This is a genomic window from Saccharomonospora marina XMU15, assembly GCF_000244955.1.
Lineage (GTDB): Bacteria > Actinomycetota > Actinomycetes > Mycobacteriales > Pseudonocardiaceae > Saccharomonospora_A > Saccharomonospora_A marina.
The window spans coordinates 4,631,737-4,651,875 of record NZ_CM001439.1 but is presented as its reverse complement, the minus strand read 5'-3'; the positions used below and the strand labels follow the sequence as shown (position 1 = coordinate 4,651,875).

Annotated in this window: 23 protein-coding genes; 10 read left to right on the top strand and 13 right to left on the bottom strand. The window is 68.6% G+C overall.

Annotation, left to right across the window (positions count from 1 at the left end):
• Positions 1 to 6: 6 nt before the first annotated feature.
• The 3 genes from SACMADRAFT_RS30535 to SACMADRAFT_RS21955 are packed head-to-tail and all read right to left on the bottom strand — an operon-like array spanning position 7 to position 1,000.
• A complete protein-coding gene (locus SACMADRAFT_RS30535) occupies positions 7 to 177 on the bottom strand; it encodes a hypothetical protein (RefSeq protein ID WP_009156050.1) in 171 nt (56 codons plus the stop codon).
• A complete protein-coding gene (locus SACMADRAFT_RS21960; protein WP_009156049.1) occupies positions 174 to 524 on the bottom strand; it encodes a hypothetical protein in 351 nt (116 codons plus the stop codon). The genes SACMADRAFT_RS30535 and SACMADRAFT_RS21960 overlap by 4 nt, the downstream gene beginning before the upstream one ends.
• Positions 521 to 1,000 (bottom strand): Asp23/Gls24 family envelope stress response protein, encoded by a 480-nt coding sequence (locus SACMADRAFT_RS21955; protein ID WP_009156048.1) that lies wholly within the window; start codon positions 998 to 1,000, stop codon positions 521 to 523. Before SACMADRAFT_RS21955 ends, SACMADRAFT_RS21960 begins: the two co-directional genes overlap by 4 nt.
• A 301-nt stretch (positions 1,001 to 1,301) precedes the next feature.
• Here SACMADRAFT_RS21955 and SACMADRAFT_RS21950 point away from each other — a divergent pair, with 301 nt between their 5' ends.
• Positions 1,302 to 2,006: an SRPBCC family protein gene (locus SACMADRAFT_RS21950; RefSeq protein ID WP_198285884.1), complete on the top strand. Its 705-nt coding sequence runs from the start codon at positions 1,302 to 1,304 to the stop codon at positions 2,004 to 2,006.
• Positions 2,007 to 2,136: 130 nt separating this feature from the next.
• On the top strand, positions 2,137 to 2,781 hold the full coding sequence (locus SACMADRAFT_RS21945; RefSeq protein ID WP_009156046.1) for a TMEM175 family protein: 645 nt from the start codon (positions 2,137 to 2,139) through the stop codon (positions 2,779 to 2,781).
• Positions 2,782 to 2,786: 5 nt separating this feature from the next.
• Here SACMADRAFT_RS21945 and SACMADRAFT_RS21940 read toward each other — a convergent pair whose 3' ends face one another.
• Positions 2,787 to 3,962 (bottom strand): acyltransferase family protein, encoded by a 1,176-nt coding sequence (locus SACMADRAFT_RS21940; RefSeq protein WP_009156045.1) that lies wholly within the window; start codon positions 3,960 to 3,962, stop codon positions 2,787 to 2,789.
• A 165-nt stretch (positions 3,963 to 4,127) separates the two neighbouring features.
• On the opposite strand from SACMADRAFT_RS21940, the gene ligD reads away from it, so the two are divergent.
• On the top strand, positions 4,128 to 5,087 hold the full coding sequence (gene ligD / locus SACMADRAFT_RS21935; RefSeq protein ID WP_009156044.1) for a non-homologous end-joining DNA ligase: 960 nt from the start codon (positions 4,128 to 4,130) through the stop codon (positions 5,085 to 5,087).
• 68 nt (positions 5,088 to 5,155) lie between these two features.
• Positions 5,156 to 6,616: an SDR family oxidoreductase gene (locus SACMADRAFT_RS21930; RefSeq protein WP_009156043.1), complete on the top strand. Its 1,461-nt coding sequence runs from the start codon at positions 5,156 to 5,158 to the stop codon at positions 6,614 to 6,616.
• Between the two features lie 3 nt (positions 6,617 to 6,619).
• On the opposite strand, the gene SACMADRAFT_RS21925 is transcribed toward SACMADRAFT_RS21930, so the two are convergent.
• A complete protein-coding gene (locus tag SACMADRAFT_RS21925) occupies positions 6,620 to 6,970 on the bottom strand; it encodes an STAS domain-containing protein (RefSeq protein WP_009156042.1) in 351 nt (116 codons plus the stop codon).
• A 151-nt stretch (positions 6,971 to 7,121) separates the two neighbouring features.
• On the opposite strand from SACMADRAFT_RS21925, the gene SACMADRAFT_RS21920 reads away from it, so the two are divergent.
• From SACMADRAFT_RS21920 to SACMADRAFT_RS21900, 5 genes are read left to right on the top strand one after another with little or no spacing between them, the layout of a single operon-like run.
• Positions 7,122 to 7,979: an STAS domain-containing protein gene (locus SACMADRAFT_RS21920; RefSeq protein WP_009156041.1), complete on the top strand. Its 858-nt coding sequence runs from the start codon at positions 7,122 to 7,124 to the stop codon at positions 7,977 to 7,979.
• A gap of 5 nt (positions 7,980 to 7,984) precedes the next feature.
• A complete protein-coding gene (locus SACMADRAFT_RS21915; protein ID WP_009156040.1) occupies positions 7,985 to 8,344 on the top strand; it encodes an STAS domain-containing protein in 360 nt (119 codons plus the stop codon).
• Positions 8,341 to 8,766 carry an anti-sigma regulatory factor gene (locus tag SACMADRAFT_RS21910; RefSeq protein ID WP_009156039.1) on the top strand — a complete coding sequence of 142 codons (426 nt, stop codon included), beginning with the start codon at positions 8,341 to 8,343 and terminating at the stop codon, positions 8,764 to 8,766. Before SACMADRAFT_RS21915 ends, SACMADRAFT_RS21910 begins: the two co-directional genes overlap by 4 nt.
• On the top strand, positions 8,763 to 9,761 hold the full coding sequence (locus SACMADRAFT_RS21905) for a SpoIIE family protein phosphatase (RefSeq protein ID WP_009156038.1): 999 nt from the start codon (positions 8,763 to 8,765) through the stop codon (positions 9,759 to 9,761). The genes SACMADRAFT_RS21910 and SACMADRAFT_RS21905 overlap by 4 nt, the downstream gene beginning before the upstream one ends.
• The gene (locus tag SACMADRAFT_RS21900) at positions 9,758 to 11,119 is read left to right on the top strand and encodes a PP2C family protein-serine/threonine phosphatase (protein WP_009156037.1); all 1,362 of its coding nucleotides are present in this window, start codon (positions 9,758 to 9,760) and stop codon (positions 11,117 to 11,119) included. The genes SACMADRAFT_RS21905 and SACMADRAFT_RS21900 overlap by 4 nt, the downstream gene beginning before the upstream one ends.
• Before the next feature lie 41 nt (positions 11,120 to 11,160).
• Here SACMADRAFT_RS21900 and SACMADRAFT_RS21895 read toward each other — a convergent pair whose 3' ends face one another.
• From SACMADRAFT_RS21895 to SACMADRAFT_RS21875, 5 genes are all read right to left on the bottom strand, one after another.
• On the bottom strand, positions 11,161 to 11,799 hold the full coding sequence (locus SACMADRAFT_RS21895) for a hypothetical protein (protein ID WP_009156036.1): 639 nt from the start codon (positions 11,797 to 11,799) through the stop codon (positions 11,161 to 11,163).
• A 256-nt stretch (positions 11,800 to 12,055) separates the two neighbouring features.
• Positions 12,056 to 13,255, bottom strand: coding sequence for an NAD(P)/FAD-dependent oxidoreductase (locus tag SACMADRAFT_RS21890; protein ID WP_009156035.1), 1,200 nt, complete (start codon positions 13,253 to 13,255; stop codon positions 12,056 to 12,058).
• Positions 13,252 to 13,476: a ferredoxin gene (locus tag SACMADRAFT_RS21885; RefSeq protein ID WP_009156034.1), complete on the bottom strand. Its 225-nt coding sequence runs from the start codon at positions 13,474 to 13,476 to the stop codon at positions 13,252 to 13,254. Before SACMADRAFT_RS21885 ends, SACMADRAFT_RS21890 begins: the two co-directional genes overlap by 4 nt.
• 16 nt (positions 13,477 to 13,492) lie before the next feature.
• On the bottom strand, positions 13,493 to 14,425 hold the full coding sequence (locus tag SACMADRAFT_RS21880; protein WP_009156033.1) for a pyridoxamine 5'-phosphate oxidase family protein: 933 nt from the start codon (positions 14,423 to 14,425) through the stop codon (positions 13,493 to 13,495).
• 91 nt (positions 14,426 to 14,516) lie between these two features.
• Positions 14,517 to 14,981, bottom strand: coding sequence for a VOC family protein (locus SACMADRAFT_RS21875; RefSeq protein WP_009156032.1), 465 nt, complete (start codon positions 14,979 to 14,981; stop codon positions 14,517 to 14,519).
• A 181-nt stretch (positions 14,982 to 15,162) separates the two neighbouring features.
• On the opposite strand from SACMADRAFT_RS21875, the gene SACMADRAFT_RS21870 reads away from it, so the two are divergent.
• Entirely contained in the window at positions 15,163 to 15,744 is a 582-nt protein-coding gene (locus SACMADRAFT_RS21870) for a CGNR zinc finger domain-containing protein (protein WP_009156031.1), read from the top strand.
• A 448-nt stretch (positions 15,745 to 16,192) separates the two neighbouring features.
• On the opposite strand, the gene SACMADRAFT_RS21865 is transcribed toward SACMADRAFT_RS21870, so the two are convergent.
• The 3 genes from SACMADRAFT_RS21865 to SACMADRAFT_RS21855 all read right to left on the bottom strand — a co-directional run bounded on the left by SACMADRAFT_RS21865 (position 16,193) and on the right by SACMADRAFT_RS21855 (position 19,797).
• Positions 16,193 to 16,576, bottom strand: coding sequence for an ATP-binding protein (locus tag SACMADRAFT_RS21865; protein WP_040926699.1), 384 nt, complete (start codon positions 16,574 to 16,576; stop codon positions 16,193 to 16,195).
• A gap of 203 nt (positions 16,577 to 16,779) precedes the next feature.
• The gene (locus tag SACMADRAFT_RS21860; RefSeq protein ID WP_009156029.1) at positions 16,780 to 17,694 is read right to left on the bottom strand and encodes a coiled-coil domain-containing protein; all 915 of its coding nucleotides are present in this window, start codon (positions 17,692 to 17,694) and stop codon (positions 16,780 to 16,782) included.
• A 108-nt stretch (positions 17,695 to 17,802) separates the two neighbouring features.
• Positions 17,803 to 19,797, bottom strand: coding sequence for an SDR family oxidoreductase (locus tag SACMADRAFT_RS21855; RefSeq protein ID WP_009156028.1), 1,995 nt, complete (start codon positions 19,795 to 19,797; stop codon positions 17,803 to 17,805).
• Positions 19,798 to 20,139 lie beyond the last annotated feature (342 nt).

The following is a 20,139-nucleotide window of genomic DNA, read 5'->3' as shown; positions in this document are numbered from 1 at the left end:
GGGTTGTCAGCGCCGACCGGTGAGTTGGGACAGGTTGAGCTTGCCGTCGGCGACCAGGCCCACGAGGAGTCCCAGTGCCCCGATGACCAGTACGAGGAGGAAGGCGCTGAAGCCCCCGAACGCGGCCGCGAAGCCCAATGCGACGCCGGAGACCAGCCCGATTGCGGTGAAGTTCACGGCATTCTCCTTGCTGAGCCGACCGCTACCGGATCTGCACTGCTCGAAGCCGTACGGTCGGTCGTGTTCGTGTCGGATTCGATGTCCATTACCGCGACGTGCACGGGCCGGTCCACGGGCCCGATGGCGGCGCGGACGGCGTCAGCCATCTCGAAGACGGTCGCGGGGTAGTGTCCGACGATCCCGACAGTGATGTCCGCTGGGCGAACACGCACGCCGGTGACCCGTCGCCCCGGCAGGTAGGTGGCGATCTCTCCGAACCGGCCACCGTGCAGGTCAGCGACGGGCGAGCACCCCCGGACGGCTGCGGCGATGCGGTCGACGTCGAGTTCGACGTCAACGCTCACTGAACCCGTCCGCTCGATTCGGAGGACTGTTCCTCGTTGTCGTCGCCGGGCAGGTGGATGTCGTTGACGCTGAGGTTGACCTCGACGACCTCGAGGCCGGTCATCCGCTCGATCGAGGAGATCACATTGCGACGAACGGCCTGTGCCAGGTCGACGATGGAAACGCCGTACTCCACCAGCAGTTCCAGGTCGACAGCGGCCTGCTTCTCCCCGACCTCGACGGCCACGCCTTGCCCTGCGCTGGCGGACGCGCCGGGGATGCGCTCTCGCAGTGCTCCCATCGCGCGTGCGGCGCCTCCGCCCAGGCTGTACACGCCGCTGACCTCACGTGCCGCCAGTCCTGCGATCTTCTGTACCACAGCGTCGGCGATGGTGGTGGTGCCGCGCGAGGTGCTCAACTCGTTGCCCTTTCGCTGCGCGTCGGCGCCGTCACCCGCCGTCCTGTCGGTGTTCTTCTGCGAGGTTGGAGTGCTCATAACCGCGGTCCTTCTGCTAGGCCCTGGAATTGGGTTGCCGGTCGGGCGGTCGCGAGGTCGGCGAACTCGAAGCCCGGCACGGCCGATCGCGCGGACTCCGGCAGGCGTCGTCAGATTCGGAAGCGCTCACCGGGGAGCACACGATCGTAAGTAGGAGGTACCCCGCCACCGGTTCGATACACCTGGCGAACCGGACAAACTCCCTGGCCGTGGTTCGAGCTCGGTAGTCGAACCCGCGACCTCACCGATGTGGGCATTCCGACTCTGTGCGGGCGCCGCAGGCGTGGCGAGCATCGAAGCCGTGAAGAAGACCAAACTCGCTGCCATCACCACCGGCGCCCTCGCCGGTGCGGCCACCGCCGCCGTCGCGTCCTACCCGCTGCTGTGGCGACAGTGGTGCCTGACCTGGGGTGCGACGGCCGAGGAAACCGGCAACGCGATGCCGGGGGACGACCTGCTCGCCGAGCCCGACATGCTGTCGACACGGGCCATCACCATCGAGGCGCCGCCGTCGGACGTGTGGCCCTGGCTCGTCCAGATGGGAAGTGGCCGTGGCGGCGCCTACACCTACGACTGGGTGGAGAACCTGCTCGGCCTCGACATGCACAGCGTGGACGAGATCGTTCCCGAACTGCAGAACCTGGACCTCGGCGACGTGCTGCCGGTCGGCTCGAATGGTCCGGCCCTGCGGGTGGAGGTCCTTCGGCCCGAGCAGGCACTGGTATTGCGCTCAGCGGACGGCCAGTGGGTGTGGGCGTTCACCCTGTCCCCGCTGCCCGAAGGCACCCGGCTCGTCAGCCGCAACCGCATTGCCACACCCGGTGCCTCTCCGCCGCGCAGGGCGTTCAACTTCGCGGTCATGGAACCGGGGAGCCTGATCATGGAGCGCAAGATGCTGCTCGGCATCAAGGAGCGCGCCGAGCGCCTGGCGAACACTCGCTGTGCCGGCCGCTCGATCGAGGTGCGCACCGGCGCGGATGTGTCCGCTGTGGACGGTCAGGAGTAGCACGGGGTCGATCACGACACGGGTTCGCCCGGCCGGTTGAAGCTGGGGGCACGGGCCGGGCGTGCCGCGTCCGGCCCGTCTCACCGAGGTCCATGCTCGGGGTCATGACGCACCCAGGACACCCTCGACGATGAGCGCCGAGCCCGACCACCGCTCGACCAGCGGCGTGGAGCGGGTGGTGGCCTTCAGCGACGGCGTGTTCGCCATCGCCATCACCCTGCTGGTGCTGCCTCTGGCGCAGGCGCGATTTCGCGAGGGGCACGTCGAGGAGGACCTGCTGAACCTGCTGCCCGAATTCGGTGCCTTCGCGTTGAGCTTCGCGGTGATCGGGCGGTTCTGGCGGGTGCACCACAGGGGGTTCCTGCGCATCGCCCGTGCCGACGGCACCCTGCTCACCCTCAACCTGGTGTTCCTGTTCTGGGTGGCGGTGCTGCCGTTTCCCACGGCCGTGCTCGGTCAGCACGGCGACAGCGTCGCCGCGGTGCTGCTCTACGCGCTGAGCATCATCCTCACCGGCCTCAGCTCAAGCTGCGTGTGGTGGTACGCGGCTCGGGGGCGGCCCAGGCTGCGTCAGGGCGCGGAGGCGCTGACACATCCCGACACCGATCCCCGTGAGATCCGGACGGCGCTGGCAAGGGGACTGGGCGCGGTGTCGGGGTTCGTGCCCTCGCTGGGACTGGCGTTCCTGTCCACGACCGTCGCGGAGTTCTCCTGGTTGCTCGCCGTCCCGCTGACCGTGCTGGCGGCCAGGCTCGCCGGGCGTCGCCGCGATTAGGCTGCTCAGAGCAACTTGCCCAGCGGTGTCCGGGTGACCGCCAACCAGCCGAGGCCGAAACACGCCGCGATCGCGACTACCGCGAGCAGCGGTCCCTTCACCTCCGCGGGCAGCGGCAGCGGGCGCAACGCCACGGCGAGCAGGATCAGCACCGGGCCCTGAATCACGAAGGCCGCGAACGAGCCCCGCGCGGCCCCGGCGACCATCGGCCCCGTCCCGGAGAACCGTCGCTGCGCGAAACCCAGCAGCCACATCGACCCGGCGACGACGAGCGTCGCCTCGACGGACGCCAGCAACATCGCCTGCCAGTGCCAGCCGCCGAGGAACGGATCGGCCTGTGCGGCGACGTCACCGAGGCCCACCACCGCCGCCAGCACAGGAAGCGCGAGGATCACGCCCGCCGCGACAGCGCCGCAGCCGTGGTAAAGCCTGGTCGGCACCCGCTCGCGCAGCCCGGTGTGCGACTGGGTCACCCCGAGCCAGAACATCACGGCGAGTTGCGGCCACTGCCACAAATGCAGATCGAGCACCTCCGTGGCGCGAGCCTGGGTCCACAGCCGAACCACGAAGGTGACCAGCGCGAGCGCGATCCCGACAGCGAGCAGTTGCCTGCCCGTGACGAGGCCGTGTGGCCGCTGCCGACCGGTCACCGCCCGCCACGAGGCGTAGGCCAGCGAGAACACCAGCAGCACCTCGGCGAACCACAGCGCGCCGGAGTCCAGCATTCGCTCCCTGCCGACGAGCACCCAGCCGAAGGTCACCGATCTGCCCGCCGCGTGGTAGGCCAGCCACACCGACAGCGGCCACAGCGCCAGCAGGCTGAGCACGAACGGCACGCCGAGACGGACGGCCCTGTGCCAGGCGAACTTGGCGGGTCCCCTCCTGGCGAGCGGACCTGGTGAGAACAGCCCGGCGATCATGAAGAAGGTGCCCAGCACGAACAGCGCGGACGGTCCGAGTATCCCGATCAGCACCAGTTCCACCGCAGGAGCGAAGGTGACCTCGTTGACCTCGTCGTAGGCCCAGCCGCCGACCGCGGAGTAGCCGAGCAAGGCGTGCCCGCCGATGATCCAGGCGACCAGCGCGGCCCGCAGGGTGTCCAGTGCGGGCACCCGCTTGGTCTGCTGACCGGTCACGCCGCTGTTGGCTCTGTCGTCGGGTGCCTGCCTTGCCGCGGTCACGTGTGCTCCAGTGAGGTTCTCGTGTGGTTTCGGCATCCTCACTGTGGGTGTCGGCCCGGGATAACGGCAAGGGGCGAACTGCCCTGTGCTCTCGGGACTTGCGCGCCACCACACCGTCAGGTCGAGAGCCGGTGGGCACGGCCGCGCCGGGTTACCGTCGGCCGCATGGCCAGTGCTGCCGACCGAGCCGAGCGAAGCGCGGGCGGGGCCGTCGACCTGGAGGTCGGGACCCGCACCGTGCGCATCACCAATCCCGACCGCGTGTACTTCGCCACGCGCGGGGAGACCAAGCTGGACCTCGCTCACTACTACCTCGCCGTCGGTGACGGGATCGTGCGTGCGCTGTACGAGCGGCCATGCATGCTGCACCGGTTCCCGTCCGGGTCGGCCGGGCAGAAGGTGCACCAGAAGCGCGTTCCCCGAGGGGCACCGCCGTGGCTGCGGACCGTACGGGTGCATTTCCCGCGCTACGGCAGGCACGCCGACGAACTCTGCGTCACCGAGCTGGCCAGCGTGATCTGGGCCGTGCAGATGTCCACGGTCGAGTTCCATCCCTGGAACTCGCGCAGCGCCGACACCGAACACCCCGACGAGTGGCGCATCGACCTGGACCCCATGCCGCGCTGCCCGTTCGAAAGGGTCCGCAGGGTGGCAGCGGTCGCCCACGAGGTGCTGACCGAGCTGGGCATCGTCGGCTGGCCCAAGACCTCCGGCGGTGACGGGCTGCACATCTACGTGCGCATCGAGCCGAGGTGGGGCTTCTCCGACGTGCGCAGGGCCGCGCGCGCCTTCGCGATGGAGGTCGAACGCCGCGCGCCGAGGGACGTCACCACCGCGTGGTGGCGCAAGGACCGCGACCCGGCGCTGCTGTTCGTCGACTACAACCAGAACGCCCGCGACCACACCATCGCCTGCGCCTACTCGGTGCGGGGAGTGCCGGAGGCCACCGTCTCCACACCCATCCGGTGGGACGAGGTGCCCGACGTGGAGCCTCGCGAGTGCACGATCGCGACACTGCCGCGACGGTTCGCCGAACTCGGCGATCTGCACAGCGGCATCGACGACGTCGCCTATTCGATCGAGCCGCTGCTGGAATGGGCCGACCGCGACGGCATCGAGCACTGAGTCGCCCGATCGGCTGGTCCACGCGGTGACGGCCAGTAACTCGCCGGGCGTGGGGCGACGATGGCGGGATGCGATGCGTCGTCTTCGGTGCCACCGGATACATCGGAGGGCGCCTGGTGCCCTGGCTGCTGGCGGAGGGGCATCAGGTCCGTGCCGTGGCGAGAACGCCGGAGAAGCTGGCCGGTGTCGACTGGCACGGCCGGGTGGAGGTCGTGCGTGGGGACGTGACGAATCCGCGCGACGTGGTCGCGGCGCTCGCAGGCCAGGATGTCGCCTACTACCTCGTGCACTCACTGCACCAGCGTGACTTCGTGGAAGTCGACCGGCGTGCCGCGGAGATACTCGCGAACGCGGCCGCCACGGCGGGGGTGTCGCGCATCGTCTACCTCGGCGGTATCACCCCGGAGAGCGGGGAGCTTTCCGCGCATCTCGGCTCGCGCGCCGAGGTCGGCCGGATCCTGCTCGACTCGGCGGTGCCCGCTGTGGTGCTGCGCGCCGCGGTGATCATCGGCTCCGGCTCGGCCAGCTTCGAGATGCTGCGCTACCTGACCGAGAACCTGCCCGTCATGATCACGCCACGATGGGTGCACAACCGCATCCAGCCGATCGCGGTGGGTGACGTGCTGCATTACCTCGTGCGAGCGGCGACCATCGAGCGGCAACTCAACGGCGCTTTCGACATCTGCGGCCCCGACGTGCTGACCTACCTGGACATGATGCGCAGGTACGCCAGGGTGGCGATGCTTCGCAGGCGCCTCGTGGTGCCGGTACCGGTGCTGACCCCGTGGCTGTCGGCGCAGTGGGTCAATCTGGTCACGCCGGTGCCGCGCAGTATCGCCGTGCCACTGATCGAGTCGCTCGTGCACGAGGTGATCTGCCACGACCACGCCGTCGAGCGCTACATTCCCGACCCCGAGGGCGGACTCACCGGGTTCGACCACGCCGTGGAGATGGCGTTGGCGAGAACCCGTAGGGCCGACGTACCGACGCGCTGGTCGGACGCCGCGGCTCCCGGAGCCCCCTCCGGCCCGCTGCCGACCGACCCAGACTGGGCAGGCGGGACACTGTACGAGGACGCGCGCGAGCAGCGGAGCACGGCGGACCCGGAGACGTTGTGGCGGATCGTGGAGTCGATCGGCGGCGAGCAGGGCTGGTACTCCTTCCCGCCTGCCTGGTCGGTGCGCGGCTGGCTGGACCGGTTGGTCGGCGGGGCCGGACTGCGCAGGGGCAGGCGTGACCCCCGGCGGCTCCGGGTCGGCGAGGCGCTGGACTGGTGGCGGGTGGAGCGGCTGGAGCGTCCGACGTTTCTGCGGTTGCGGGCCGAGATGCGACTACCCGGGCAGGCCTGGCTGGAGCTGTCGGTGATCCCTACCGACTCCGGTGGCTCGCTGTACCGGCAGCGTGCGCTGTTCCAGCCGCACGGCCTGGCGGGGCACCTGTACTGGAAGAGCATCGCGCCGCTGCACGCGGTGGTGTTCGGGGGGATGGCCCGCAACATCACCGGCGCCGCGGAGCGTGGCGACGGTTGAGGCCTACCGCTTCGCCTGCTCGATCTCGAACAGCGGCAGCAGCCCCGCGATCTGCAGCACCCTGTGTGCGAATCGGTCCACGTTGACCAGCTTCATCGTCCCGCCGCGGTCGGTGATGGCTGCGTGCGCGCGCACCAGTGCGCTGATGCAGGCGGAGTCGAAGAAGGAGAGCCTCGCGAAGTCCACCACCAGCCGCTTGGCCCCTCCGGAGAGCAGCCGGTCGAGCGCGTCGTCGAGCTGTGGCGCCGCACCGTGATCGACCTCTCCGGACAGGGTGATGCGTCCTTCGTCGCTGACGAGTTCGGCACGGACCGTCGGGGTTGTCGGATGTGCCGGATTCTCGCCGTTTGTCATCGTGTGCCATCTCCCGTGAACTGGGGCCGGTTGAAACAGGGGCCGCACCCCCGGTGGAGGTTCACCGTCTTGTGCCCTAAGTTTGCCAGGGAGCTAGGAAATCTTCAGTACGTGAGCCGCTGACGGCGTTCGTTGCGATGCGGGAGTTCGGATGACCCTCGACCCAGGCCAAGTAGTTCGGGACCGCTTGGCTGAGTTCCTGACCGAGAACCAGGAGCGCATCGCGCGAGAATGGGCAGCGACGCCGCTGTTCGGCACGCGCAATCCCGCCGACGCCGCCGAGGAGTCGGCGGCGTTGCTTTCCGGGGTGCGTAAGGTTATCGACACGGGAGCGGAGGAAGACCCCTCGGCCGAGGGATTCGCCGCAGTGCGCACCGTGCTCGGCTCGCTGGCGTCGCGGTCGGCGGGCGGCCCTTCGGGCAGCAAGCGTCCCGACGTCACGCTGCTGAAGGAGCCGCTGCTGCGGCTGTGGGAAGAGCAGGATGTGCCTGCCGACATCGCTCAGCACGGCGCGATGGCGCTTTCCACCGCACTGAACACGCTCCGGATCGCGCTGCTGGAGATCGAGCTCTCCGCAGGCGCCGACACGATCCTCGCCCAGCAGGAACAGCTCGCCGAGCTGTCGACTCCGGTGATAAAGCTGTGGAACGGTGTGCTCGCCATCCCGCTCATCGGAACGCTGGACAGCATGCGTAGCCAGGCGGCGACGGAGAGTCTGCTGCAGCAGATCGTGGCTCAGCAGGCCCGCGTCGCGATCCTGGACATCACCGGCGTGACCGCCGTCGACACACTGGTCGCCCAGCATCTGCTCAAGACCGCCATGGCGGCGCGACTGATGGGGGCGGAGTGCGTCATCAGCGGAATCCGCCCGCAGATCGCACAGACGATGGTTCAGCTCGGGATCGACCTCGGAGAGGTCGCGACCCGTGCGACGCTCGCCGACGCCTTCGCCTACGCGCTCCGAAGCATCGGCATGTCCATCACCGCCACAGAGCGCGGGGTGGGATAGCCGTCATGAACGCGACCTCCGTTGTCGGCCTTGGTGACGTTCTGCTCGCCACGATCCGAGGCGAGCTGACCGATCAGGACGCGATCGGACTGCACGAGGAGCTGACCGCGCGAGCGGCGGACTCCGGCGCACGGGGGGTACTGATCGACATCTCCGGGCTGGAGATCGTCGATTCGTTTCTGGCCAGGACACTGCACGACATCGCGGGCGCGTGCGACCTCCTCGCCGCGAGGACGGTCGTCGTCGGAATGCGCCCGGAGGTGGCCATCACACTCGTCGAACTGGGCCTGACGCTGCCGGGCATGCGAACCGCGCTCTCGGTGAGCGCGGGCATGTCCTTGCTGGACAGCGCAGGTCCGCGATGACGAGTCTGCTCACCGTGCACGAGGTCCACATCCGCGACGAGGTCGACATCGTGCAGATCCGGCAGGCGGTTCGCGAGGTCGCGGTGTCGGTGGGTTTCTCCCTGGTGGAGCAGACGAAGCTGGTCACGGCGGCCAGCGAACTCGCCCGCAACACCCTCAAGCACGGCGGTGGCGGTACGGCCGAGGTGGAGCTGGAGCAGGACACCCACCGAGCCACGCTGCGGCTGGTGTTCCGCGACGAGGGACCCGGCATCGCCGACGTCGAACTCGCTCTCACCGACGGCTACAGCACCGCGGGCGGCCTCGGACTGGGTCTCACCGGCGCGAGGCGGTTGGCGGACGAGTTCGAGCTGAAGACCGAGCCGGGGCAGGGCACGACGGTCATCGTGGGCTTCCACACGGGTAGAGCGGCACCGAGATGACCGGTGTGGCGCTGCCGGTGCGCGAACCGGTGCATGTCAGGCAGGCCCGCCAGCAGACCGGTGTTCTCGCTCGGGAGGCGGGGCTCTCGGAACGGGACGTGGAGCGAGTTGCCATAGCGGCTACCGAGCTTGCGGGCAACCTGGTGAAGTACGCGGTGGACGGACTGCTGATGGCCATCGGGCGGCCTGGGGCCTTCGACCTCATCGCGACCGATCGCGGCCCCGGCCTTCGGCATGTCGAGGACAGCATGCGCGACGGCTACTCCACCTCCGGAACGCTCGGTATCGGCCTCGGTGGCGTGCGCCGCATGGCCGACGAGTTCGACATCTTCTCCCGCTACGGTGAGGGCACGGTCGTGCTGGCGCGTTGGTTGGTGGGACTGCGGCCTCCGCTGGGTGTACGGCCGGGGGTCGCCATGTTCACGGCGCTGGGAGAGACGGTGTGCGGGGACAGTTGGGTAGTGGCCGAGCGCGACGGCATCACGACGGTGGCGGTCAGTGACGGCCTCGGGCACGGTCCGGAAGCGGCGGTCGCGAGTGCGGCAGCCACGGCGCACGTCAGCGCCGACCCGACCGCGTCACCCAGCGAGCTCATCGCGGCGATGGATGCCGACGGTACGGCTCGGCGCGGTGCGACGGTGGCCGTGGCGCAGTTCCATCCGGCGCGCTCCACAATGCTGTTCTGTGGGGTCGGCAACACCACCGTTCGGCTGTTCTCGCCCCGGGGTGATCACGAGACACTGGTGTCGGTGCCGGGGATCGTGGGAAGGAGGCAGCGCCGGGGCAGCCGGGTTCAACCTCTGACCCGCCCGTGGTCCGACGGGAACTGGCTGATCATGCACACCGATGGTGTCTCCGAACGATGGGGCGACGAGGAGTTGAGCGGTGCGTTCGACCGCGACCCCGCTACTGTGGCCGGGTGGCTTCTCGGGCGGCACGTGCGACGCAGGGACGACGCGTGCGTGCTGGTGGCGGCAGGAGGTGCGGGGCCATGACGAAGGATCCGGGCGCCGAGCTCGGCAGACTGCTGCGTGACAGGAACCTGTCACAAGGCGCGTGGCGGGCCGTCGAAGCCGAGTTGGCCTCGGCGGGCGAGCTGAGCGAGGTGTTGCGGGCGCTCGTGGACGTGATCAACGAGCGTGACCGGGAGCTGCGCTGGCACCAGTCGGAACTGGAGCAGACCAATGCCGGCCTGCTGGCACTGCACGCCGAGATCGACAGGCAACGGCAACGCACCGCCTTTCTCGACAAGGTCAGTCGAGCCTCGACGACCTCGCTCGATCGCACGCAGCTACTGGACGAGATCGCCGAATTGCTCCAGTCGCACGGATTCGCCGACTGGATCTGTGTGTGGACAGCGCTCGATCACCGGCTGAGCTGTGCCGCCGATCCCGACCTCGAACCGGACGCGACCACGGTGACGGCGGTGCGCTCGCAACGACCGGAGTGCGAGGGCAGGCACAGGGTCAGCGTGCCACTCACGGTGGGCCCGCGGGTGCTCGGTGTGTTCGATCTGCACCGCGAGTCCGCGGAGTTCACCACCGACGACATCAGCCTCGCGCAGGGGGTCGCCAACCGAGCGGCCGCCGGACTGCGAAACGCCAACGAGTACGAACGGGAACACGAATTGGCCGAACGGTTGCAGCGGGCCATGTTGCCCGTGCTCGGCCCGTACCGGGATCTCGGGCTGGTCGCCCGCTACCTCTCCGCGACAAGCGGGGTCCACGTGGGCGGCGACTGGTACGACGCGGTGGAGCGGCCCGACGGTACCGTGGTGCTCACGGTGGGTGATGTCACCGGTCACGGTGTGGACGCGGCCGTGGTGATGGGGAAGCTGCAGAACGCGCTGCGGGCGTACGCCCTGGAGGGACACGGCCCCGCCACGTCGTTGCGGCTGGTGCACGAGATGTTGCGCGGTTCGGAAACGTCGCTGTTCGCCACGGCCGTTGTCGTGGAGATCGAACCGGGCACCGGGGTGATGCGTTGGGCGAGCGCGGGGCATCCGCCGCCGCTGCTGCAGGACGCCTCCGGAAGGATCGGCTACCTGGAGGCGGCGCACGCACCCATGCTGGGCATTCATTTGCTTCCTGGTACGTCGATCCCCGAGCATGAGCGGAAGTTGTCGCCAGGCTCGGCTGTTGTGCTTTACACCGACGGCCTGATCGAACGAAGGAACAGCGATCTCGACGCCGGTATGGCCAGGCTGGTGCAGGCCGTACGCGGGTGTGAGCAGCAAGAACTCGATCAGCGTGCTGAGTACGTGCTGCGGGAGATGCTCGGCTCCAGCGACCACGACGACGATGTGTGCCTGCTGATGTGCGCGTGGGCCCAGGCCACCGCCGGCGTGAGCTGACCTCGGCTGTCCTGTCGCGACGGTCATCGGCGCGAGCCGCTTCAATTCGGGCATGCTCCGTCCGAAACGGACGCCGAGAGCCGGTAGGAGTAGGTCGCGGGTATGGCGTCGGAGCTCACGGGGTAGAGCGAGGTCTGCTCGCCGAGGTTCGTGCCCATCACCGTGAGGCAGGCTCGGTCCTCGCCGTCGCCTGTGATCGCGTAGTGCTCGACGAGTTGGCCACCCTCGCGCGTCGCGCTGCCCGCTTCGCCGCCGGGGACCTCGGTGTCGGCCCTCGACACTCCCAGCGTGACGGCATTGTCCTGCGCTGTGGCCGATTGCCGTACCGCATCCTCGACGTAGGGCTGGAAGCTGTCGAAGGTCACGCCGCCGACCAGCACGCCGTCCTCGTCCGAGGCCAGTGCCCGCGCGGCTTCCTCCGCGGCCTGCCGTACCTCGCCGCCGCTGAGCGACAGTTGTCGCGCGGAGTCGAACGCAAGCACCGCGCCGGTGGCCATCGTGGCGGCGGCGACGAACCAGCCGACGCGGCGCGCCGTGAAGGCGGCGTCGGACGGTTCGTTCGCCTTCGGGTCAGCGTGCCAGGGTGCGGACAGGCTCCACCACAGTTCTCGCTGGTCCCGGGTACCGAGGAAGGCGAAGAGCAGGGCGAGAGCACCCGCCACCAGTGCGATCACGAACATGCTGATCAGACGTCGGTCGCGGTGGGGTCGGTTCCGTGAATCGGCTGTACCCTGAGCCGTTCCGGTAGCGGCCGAGCACTGCGGTACGCCGGCACGGAGCAGCTCGACACCGCTCCTGACTCGCTGAGGCCGGAAGCTACCTTCTGTTCTTCGCGGTGCTACGGCCGCCGACGTGTGGGCGCAGAGATCGTGCTGGCGGTGTTTCAGCAACCAGCGCAAGGTGTCTTGCAGCCACTGGTTCGCCGCTGCGCAGCAGTCAGCGAAGGGCGCGAAGCTCCGCGGCGAGTTGCTCACGGTAAGCAGCGATCCTGCCAACCCGGTTGCCGGTGAGCGCTCCAATCAGGCGGCCTTGCTGGTAGTAGGCGATATCCAGTCGGCGTGCGTCGGGGTCGTTCTCGCGTACGTCGACCGAGTCGGCAAGCGCGGGAAGCCCGACGGAGCGGAACTTGACGTCGTACTGATCGGACCAGAACGATGGGACGGGGCGGTAGTCCGCGGGTGCCTCGGGGTTGAGCAGCGATCGCGCGGCCGTTTCGGCTTGCTCGGCGGCGTTGCTCCAGTGTCCCAGCGTGATGCCGGGGTTCTTCGCCCATGGGTGGGGCCAGCGGGTGACGTCGCCGGCGGCCACCACTGCAGGGGCAGGTGTTCCGTCCTGGCGGAGTGCGCGGGCGTGCCGGTCGCACAGGACTCCGCCCTCGATGCACAGGCCGGAGCCGGTCAACCAGTCGGTGGAAGGCAGCGAGCCCAGGGCGAGCACGGCAACCGCCGCGTTCACGTCCGTCCCATCGGAGAGGCGGGCTCCGGTGAGTTTCCGGTCGCCAGTCAGGGACAGCACCGTAGTCGATGTTCTGAGGTCCACGCCTGCCCTTCGGTGAAGCGTGGCGACGAACCCGCCTGCGGCCTCTCCGACCGCGCGCCGCAGCGGCTGTGGTTGCGGTTCCACGAGGGTGACCGGGAGTCCGGCGCCACGGGCGGTTGCCGAGATCTCGCTGCCGATGAACCCGGCCCCGATAACCAACAGCCGGCCGCCACCGCGGTGTAGGGCTTTGCGCAGGGCGTGTGCGTCGTCCAGGCTACGCAGGGTGTGTACGCCCGCAGGCACGGCTGCGGGCCAGGGCCGGGCGGTGGAGCCGGTCGCGATGACGAGGCCATCGAAGGGGACGCGGGTCCCGTCGGCCATTTCCACGGTGCGTGCGGCGAGGTCCAGCCCGGTCGCCCGCCGGCCGAGCTGCCAGGTGATGTCGAGCCCGACGGGCAGCGGCAGGTCCACACGGTGGGCTGGCTGGGTGAGGAACTCCTTGGAGAGGGGCGGGCGGTCGTACGGGGGATGGGGTTCGTCTCCGATGACTGTCAGGCGGCCCTCGTACCCCAGGCTGCGCAGAGCCGTGCAGGCGCGCAGCCCGGCCAGCGACGCACCGATGACGAGGATTCCGGGCCCGTCGAATCGAGAGCTCATGCGACAGCTTCACCGCTGGCGTCGCCGCGCTCCGGGCCGTCGATGCGGATGGCACGGACCGGGCAGGCTGCCGCCGCCCTGACCACGGCGTCGCGCAGGGTTTCGTCGGGGGTCTGTGCGTGGACGAGGTTGTCGTCGTCGTCGAAGGAGAACACCTCAGGGGAGGCGAAGACACACTGCCCGTGACTTTGGCACAGATCCATGTCCACATGGATTCTCATGGTTGATCGTTGACCCTCACAGTTCGTGGGCGAGTGACGGGCGCACGGGTCGCGGGTTGAAGCGTGAATAGACCGGTGCGCTCCAGCGCAGCGGGCTGGCCCCGGGGATTTCGACGACCTCGGTGATGGTGAATTCGACCAGTCGCTGCGCTCCGGGGAAGGCTGCCGCCTGGTCGGGGTCCCAGTCGACCCGCGCGGTCCCGGTGAGCTGGAGTGTGTTGCCGGTCTCCCAGTCGGGGAAGAGTAGTCCGGCCGCGGGGTTGACCTCGATGTTGCCGAGGGTTGCGAACATCGCGTTGCCGACGTAGTCGGGCCAGCGCAGCCGGGTGGACGAGATCACTTCGACGAAGCTTGGGCTGCCACCGCGGTGTGAGGCGTCGGCGTTGCCGTTTCGGTCTGCCGTCGCGATGAAAAAGGTATCGGCCTGGGAGATGAGTGCGATCTGGCGGTCGGCGAGCCCGCGGGCGCGCAGTGGGGCGGCAGGGTTGGTCGGCGTCCACCGTGGCTGCCGCTTCTGAATGTACTTGGGGCAGTTGGCGTATACCTGGTCGAGCACCACGCGGATTCCGGAGCTGGTCGTGGTGGCGCGGCCGTTCATTCGCATACGACGCCTGCTGGCGGGCTCGATGGCGATCACCCCCACGTGCACGGGGGCGTCGGTACCCACGAATTCGGGGTGAAGGGGGTCGCCGGGAACGGGATGCGCGTCGATGACCAGCCCTGCATCCCCTTCGGCCCGTAGAAATCCGGGCGCTCCTGTCAGCAGGCAAGCCCAGACCTGCCCGTGCCGGTCGGTCGCGCCGAGCACCAGGACGACTTGTTCGCGAAGAAAGTCCTGGGCCACGGCCGGAATGCGGGCCTGGATGGCGCGCGAGGAGAACCCCGCTTGATCGAGCACACCTGCGCGCTCCTGCACGGCCCGTTCGCCTGCGTGATAAACGGCTGCCACGGTGTCGTTCCTTTCCCTGTTTCGCGTTCCAAGGCCGCGCCGTCGGCGGCTGCCTGCGGGCAACCGGCCGACAGCACGGCTGCTTGACCGTTTAGAAGAAGCCGCAGGTAGGGGCGGCACCTGTCGGCGCAGGCGCGCTGTCCGCACCGGTGGGCGCGTAGATCTCCAGTCGGATGCCGTCGGGGTCGCTGAAGAAGATGCCGCCGGAGGCCACGCCCTCGCCGTGCGGCACGACGCCGTCGTACTGGAAGGCAGCGTTCAGCCGACGCAGCACCTGCTCGGCGGCCCTGACCTCCTCGATCGTCTCCACCTGGAAGGACAGATGGTGAAGCCCCGCCGAGGAAGTGGTGAAGCCGGCTTCGCTCTGCTGCCACAGGGTCACCAGAAGACGTCCTTCGCGGCCGAGAAGGGCCCAACGGCGCCCCTCGTCCTTGCCTTCGGCGAGTACCTCGAACCCGAAGGCCTCGACGTAGAACGGCAGCGATCGCTCGATGTCCGTCACGTTGAGGCCGACGTGGCCCGTCTGCAGCGACTTGATGCCAGCGGACTGTCCCATCACATACCTCCGGGGTCGAGCCGGCCCCTTGGCCGGGCTCATCTAACCAGTGAAGTTGACAATAAAGGTTAGACGAGCGATGGTCAACCATTGTTTCCAAGTTGACCGGTTAGACTCCTGGTGTGATCGATCGCCGGTGGTCCACGTGGCCAACTGGCAGCGACGAGAAGGAGGCAGGAGCTTGTCGGGAAGTCCGAGCCAGGAAACCGCCGCAGACCCTCGTCCACTGAAGGGCGAGCCGCTCTCTCTCGATCTGCTGAACACTCGCTGGAACGACCAAGGCGTTCGACAGGACCTGCTGGAGACGGTTGCTGGTCTCGCCGTCTGGCTGAGGTCGGTTGGCCTGGCAGAACGCGTCGCTGCCGATCAGCAGGCGCTTGACGTTCTGCGGGAGGTTCGTGACGCGCTGTGGTCACTGGTGGAGGGCGACGAAGACTCAGCCGAGGCACGTGCGGTACTCAACCGGACGTTGGGCCACGGCAGGCTCCGTCGGTCGCTCGGCCCCGACGGTCCCGAATCCGTGGTGGAGACCGACCCACCCGGCCAGCTGCCCGCCTGGCTCGCCGCCGCCGACTATCTGCGCTTGCTGGAAAACGATCCGACCCGCATCCGGCGCTGCGCCCACCCCGACTGCGTCCTGTACTTCTACGACGTGTCCAAGAACGGCCTCCGCCGCTGGTGCTCCATGGCCAGTTGCGGCAACCGCGCCAAGGCATCCCGCCACTACCAACGGCAAAGGCAGTCTGGTGGCGGTGGGAGCTGATCGCGGCTTTGGCCTGCGGCAGTTCGGCGAGGCTGCGCCCAGTTCGCCGTCGCGGTCCATGCCCTCAGCGTGAGGCGGCGTGCCCGTTGCTCCGGTGAAGGTGGGCCGTCGATGAGCCAGTCAGGGCTGAATGTCCACTGTGGCTAGGAACCGGCGGCCAGCGCCTCGGCGGGGTGGGGCGGTTACGGCACGGCGCGGCCGGATCACCTCGACCCGCCGGGCAAGGGACGCTTCGACGACCAGCGTGCGGATGGTCCGTCGCAGCACTGCATCGCGTCAGTGAGGCCGGTAAGGCGCTGGCCCGACGCACCAGGCAGGCAGAACTGCTTCCTGAATGCGAACAGGGGCGCGCGGCAGTGGGTGTCGCGGTCTTACCCGCTGATCAACCGGCGGCCTCACCCATGATCGGCTTCGTTCCCGCCAACCACCTGGACATCAGGAACTCAAGCTAGGCGTCACTGACCGCCAGTTCGATCACGGCTACCGGGGCTCCGTCCGATTCCCTGATCGTCTGGCTGCGCACCTCGCGGACGAGCGCGTTCAACACGTGCCAGCTGAAGCCCTCCTGTGGCGGGGTCGCGCCGTCCTCGCACGCGACCTCCGCGCGCGCGGTGATGGTGTGTTCGGAAAGCGTGAAGCGGCAGCGCAGCGTCGTCGGGGTCGCGGCCTGTTTGAGCAGCAGCCCGCAGGCCTCGTCGACGGCCAGTCGCAGGTCAGCGATGGTGTCGAGTTGTAGGTCCATCCGAATTGCAAGGTCGGCCGCGACATTGCGGATCACCGGAACCAACTCTGGTTCCGCGTCGACGGAGACCTCCACGGACCGGTCTGTCAAGGTCACCCCTTTCCTGACCAGTGCACGGTATGACTTCCGACCGGTAACTCTCTACCCGGCGAAGTGATGAGAGTGAAGTCTTTCTCGTCACACTCCGCATATTCTTCGCCGGTCGGGCACGGCCGAAGGTTGAAGCATGGCATTATGCGCGCTCCGGCGCCGCACTTGACCACGTGTCGGGTCGTGAGCGCGCCGCCACACCCTCACGACCCCGGCTGTGCCTTCGCCAGCTCGGTGTCCTCCTCCTGCACCGGGTGCAGCGCGGATTCGCCCTGCTGCAACACCTCGTCGGCCTCCCTGAGCCTGGCGCGGGCCTCCTCGCGGATCTTGGTAAGGCGGGTGACCGTGGCGTTGGCCTCGGCGGTTCGCCGCTCGGCCTCCTCCGTGGCCTCCCTGACCAACTTGCTCGCCTTCTCGGTAGCTTCCTCGACAAGCCGCTTGGCCTCCGCGGTTGCCTCCGCGACGCGCCGCTCCGCGTCGCGCCTGCTCGACTCCCGCTGCTCGGTGATCTCTTGTTCGAGTGCCTGGCGCTCGGTCGCCATCCTCGACTCGAACTCGGTCTCGATGGCGCGCCGCTTCTGCTCTGCCTCTGCGTCCAACTGCTCGCGCCGCTGCACCGCCTCGGTGGTCATGCGCTCCACCTCGGCCCTGGTGGAGGCGAGCGCGTCCTCGTGCTCGCGCTGCAGCGCTTCGGCGTGCCCGTCGAGCGTCTCCAGCAACTTCATGTAGCGCTCGTGCAGCTTGTTGGACACCTCGCTGCTGCGTGCCCAGTTCTGCTCCGCGGCCGCCTCGGCGCGAGCGACGATCTCCCCGGCCTGGGTGTTGGCCAGCTCCACGGTTCTGCGCATCCGCTCGTCGAGATCCTCGATGCGCTCCGGCGGCTTCTTCAGCTCCTCGACCCGTTCCCGCAGTTCGGCGATCTCGGCTTTCGCGCTTTCCAGCTCGCGAGAAACCGCGGTCGTGCGCGCGGCGGCGGAATCGCGCTCCGCCATGAGCCTGCGCAACTGCGTCTCGAGGTGATCGAGGTACTGCGCCACCTGATTGCGGTCGAATCCGTGCCATGCCTGGCCGAACTCCCTTCGCAGCGGGAGCAGCCGGTTGTCGTGGTCGGAAGCCATGCCCAGACCGTACCCCCGAACCTGGTTTCGTCATCGTCAGGCTGGCCGAGTGGGTGATCGGTGTCTGTCCATCCCAGATTTGGCCCCACGCGGCGCGGATTGGTGGTTCTACCAATGAAACCCACGGGTCAGTTTGACCAGCGCCGCAGCGGCTCGCGACAGGTGTCGCTCACCCTTGCCGAGTTTCACCCGACCCGATCCGCCCGCGGCGGTGGAGTCAGGAAACACCCGATAACCCTCGTATGCGACGGCGTTGACAAGTCCCGGTGCCACAGCGTAGGCGACCTGGATGAGATAGCCCTCCGGGGTCCCGATGTGCTTCGGCCTTCGCCGCAACGCCTTTACCACCATGTCGGCGGCCTGTTCTGGGGATTTCGTCGGAAACGCGTCGTATATCTTGGTCGGCCGGATCATGGGGGTGCGCACGAGCGGCATATGGATGGTCGTGAACGTGACGCCGTCGCCGTGCGTCTCGGTAGCGGCGATCTTGCTGAAGTAGTCGAGCGCGGCCTTGGAGGCGACGTAGGCGGAGAACCGCGGCGCGATTCCCTGCACACCGATCGAGGAGACGTTGACGATATGGCCGAACTTGCGTCGCGTCATATGCGGTAGCAGTGCCAGGATCAGCCGCACCGCGCCGAAGTAGTTGATCGCCATCGCGCGTTCGTAGTCGTGGAAGCGGTCGTAGGACAGCCGAATCGATCGCCGGATCGAGCGGCCCGCGTTGTTCACCAGCATGTCGACGTGCCCGTGGTCGGCGAGCATCGCGTCGACGGCCTTGCGCACCGACTCCTCGTCGGTCAGGTCGGCCGGGTACACCGAAGCCTGCCCGCCCGCGGCGACGATCTCGTCGCGCACCTGATGTAGTTCGTGCTCACGGCGCGCGACGAGCAGTGCCACGCCACCCTCGGCCGCCACCTTCAGCGCCGTCGCCCTTCCGATACCCGACGAGGCACCCGTGATAGCGACACGGCGCCCGTCCAGTTCACCGCGCGGACCCGGCCTGCGTGCGCGGAACGGGTCGAGGTGTTCCCGCCAGTACCGCCACAGCACACCGGCGTAGCTGTCCAGGTTCGGCACGTCGACGCCGGAGCCCGCGAGTACCCGCCGGGTCTGCGCCGAGGCGAACACCGGGGCGAAGGCGAGCGTGCGCAGCAGTACGGGCGGGATTCCGAGGCGCTCCAAAACGGCATCGCGTGCCAGACACACGCCCGGCACGTGCTCGCTCAGCCGCGCCGCCTCCACAAGGCCCAGGGACAGCCGCCTGCCGAGCCGCACCCGGACGGTCGGCGCCCCCGCGGCCCTGGCGAAGGCGTTGTAGACCTCCAGCACCGGTTGCGGTTTCGGGTTGACCAGGTGGAAGGTACGCCCGTCAAGGCCGTCCCTGGTCACCAGTTCCAGCAGTGCGTTGGCCACGTAGTCGACGGGGACGATGTTGGTGTCGCCGATGTCGGGTCCCACCGCGGGCAGGCTCGGCAGCGAGGCAAGCCTGCTGATCCCACTGAAGAAGTAGTACGGACCGTCCACCTTGTCCATTTCGCCCGTCTCGGAGTGTCCGACGACCACGGCGGGCCGGTAGACCCGCCACGGCACGCGATCCTGCTCCCGTACCAGTCGTTCCGCCTCGAACTTCGTGCGGTGGTACGGCGTGGGCAGGCGCTGCCCCGCGTCGAACATCTCCTCGGTGAACACGCCCTCGTAGTCGCCGGCGACCGCCACCGAGGAGACGTGGTGCAGGCATCCGGCCCGCACGTCCGCCGCCAGTTCGACGACACCTCTGGTGCCTGCCACGTTGGCCCGCGCGCTGTCCTCGTCGTCGGCGGTCAGGTCGTACAACGCGGCGAGGTGAACGACGTGGTCGACCTTGCCCCGCAATTCCTCGCGCGTGCGCTCGGCGACTCCCAGCCCTTCGGCGGCGAGGTCGCCTGCCACCAGCGTTGTCTTCTCCGGGTGCGGCCACTGCCGGACCAGCTCGGCCAGCCGGGTCATGGAAGCCTCACGCACCAGCAGCGTGACGTGCTCGGTGTCCTCGCGCCGCAGCAGTGACCGGGTGAAGTGGCGACCGATGAAGCCGGTCGCCCCTGTGACGAGATACGTGGCCATGACCGCCCCTTCGTCGCCTCGGCCTCGGACAACCGGACAACGCGCATTCTGTCAGCGCGATGCGCTCCGATGGTGGTTTCGCGCCGGTTCGAACGATCATGGCCCGGCCATCGGGCGGCCCGCGTGCCGTCGAGCCGGCGGCCACCGCAGGTCACGAGCACGCCGAGCGGTATCCCGCCGCGATCGGCCGCGATCGTGCGGGGCGGCCGGTGAGATAGCCGGGTAGGGCGATCGAGGCAACCGGTTGACGTCTTGTGGGACGATCCGGGCAGGCACCATTACCGTTGGTGTACGGCCAACCGGTCCGATGTGGGTAAAGTGACCTTTACCGACCTACGGGAA

Coding starts and splice junctions, on each gene's coding strand:
- SACMADRAFT_RS21885 (WP_009156034.1), bottom strand. CDS start 13,476: ATGAGAATCCATGTGGACATGGATCTGTGCCAAAGTCACGGGCAGTGT.
- SACMADRAFT_RS21895 (WP_009156036.1), bottom strand. CDS start 11,799: ATGTTCGTGATCGCACTGGTGGCGGGTGCTCTCGCCCTGCTCTTCGCC.
- SACMADRAFT_RS21915 (WP_009156040.1), top strand. CDS start 7,985: ATGAACGCGACCTCCGTTGTCGGCCTTGGTGACGTTCTGCTCGCCACG.
- SACMADRAFT_RS21855 (WP_009156028.1), bottom strand. CDS start 19,797: ATGGCCACGTATCTCGTCACAGGGGCGACCGGCTTCATCGGTCGCCAC.
- SACMADRAFT_RS21905 (WP_009156038.1), top strand. CDS start 8,763: ATGACCGGTGTGGCGCTGCCGGTGCGCGAACCGGTGCATGTCAGGCAG.
- SACMADRAFT_RS21875 (WP_009156032.1), bottom strand. CDS start 14,981: ATGGGACAGTCCGCTGGCATCAAGTCGCTGCAGACGGGCCACGTCGGC.
- SACMADRAFT_RS21925 (WP_009156042.1), bottom strand. CDS start 6,970: ATGACAAACGGCGAGAATCCGGCACATCCGACAACCCCGACGGTCCGT.
- SACMADRAFT_RS21920 (WP_009156041.1), top strand. CDS start 7,122: ATGACCCTCGACCCAGGCCAAGTAGTTCGGGACCGCTTGGCTGAGTTC.
- ligD (WP_009156044.1), top strand. CDS start 4,128: ATGGCCAGTGCTGCCGACCGAGCCGAGCGAAGCGCGGGCGGGGCCGTC.
- SACMADRAFT_RS21945 (WP_009156046.1), top strand. CDS start 2,137: ATGAGCGCCGAGCCCGACCACCGCTCGACCAGCGGCGTGGAGCGGGTG.
- SACMADRAFT_RS21910 (WP_009156039.1), top strand. CDS start 8,341: ATGACGAGTCTGCTCACCGTGCACGAGGTCCACATCCGCGACGAGGTC.
- SACMADRAFT_RS21930 (WP_009156043.1), top strand. CDS start 5,156: ATGCGATGCGTCGTCTTCGGTGCCACCGGATACATCGGAGGGCGCCTG.
- SACMADRAFT_RS21860 (WP_009156029.1), bottom strand. CDS start 17,694: ATGGCTTCCGACCACGACAACCGGCTGCTCCCGCTGCGAAGGGAGTTC.
- SACMADRAFT_RS21890 (WP_009156035.1), bottom strand. CDS start 13,255: ATGAGCTCTCGATTCGACGGGCCCGGAATCCTCGTCATCGGTGCGTCG.
- SACMADRAFT_RS21900 (WP_009156037.1), top strand. CDS start 9,758: ATGACGAAGGATCCGGGCGCCGAGCTCGGCAGACTGCTGCGTGACAGG.
- SACMADRAFT_RS21955 (WP_009156048.1), bottom strand. CDS start 1,000: ATGAGCACTCCAACCTCGCAGAAGAACACCGACAGGACGGCGGGTGAC.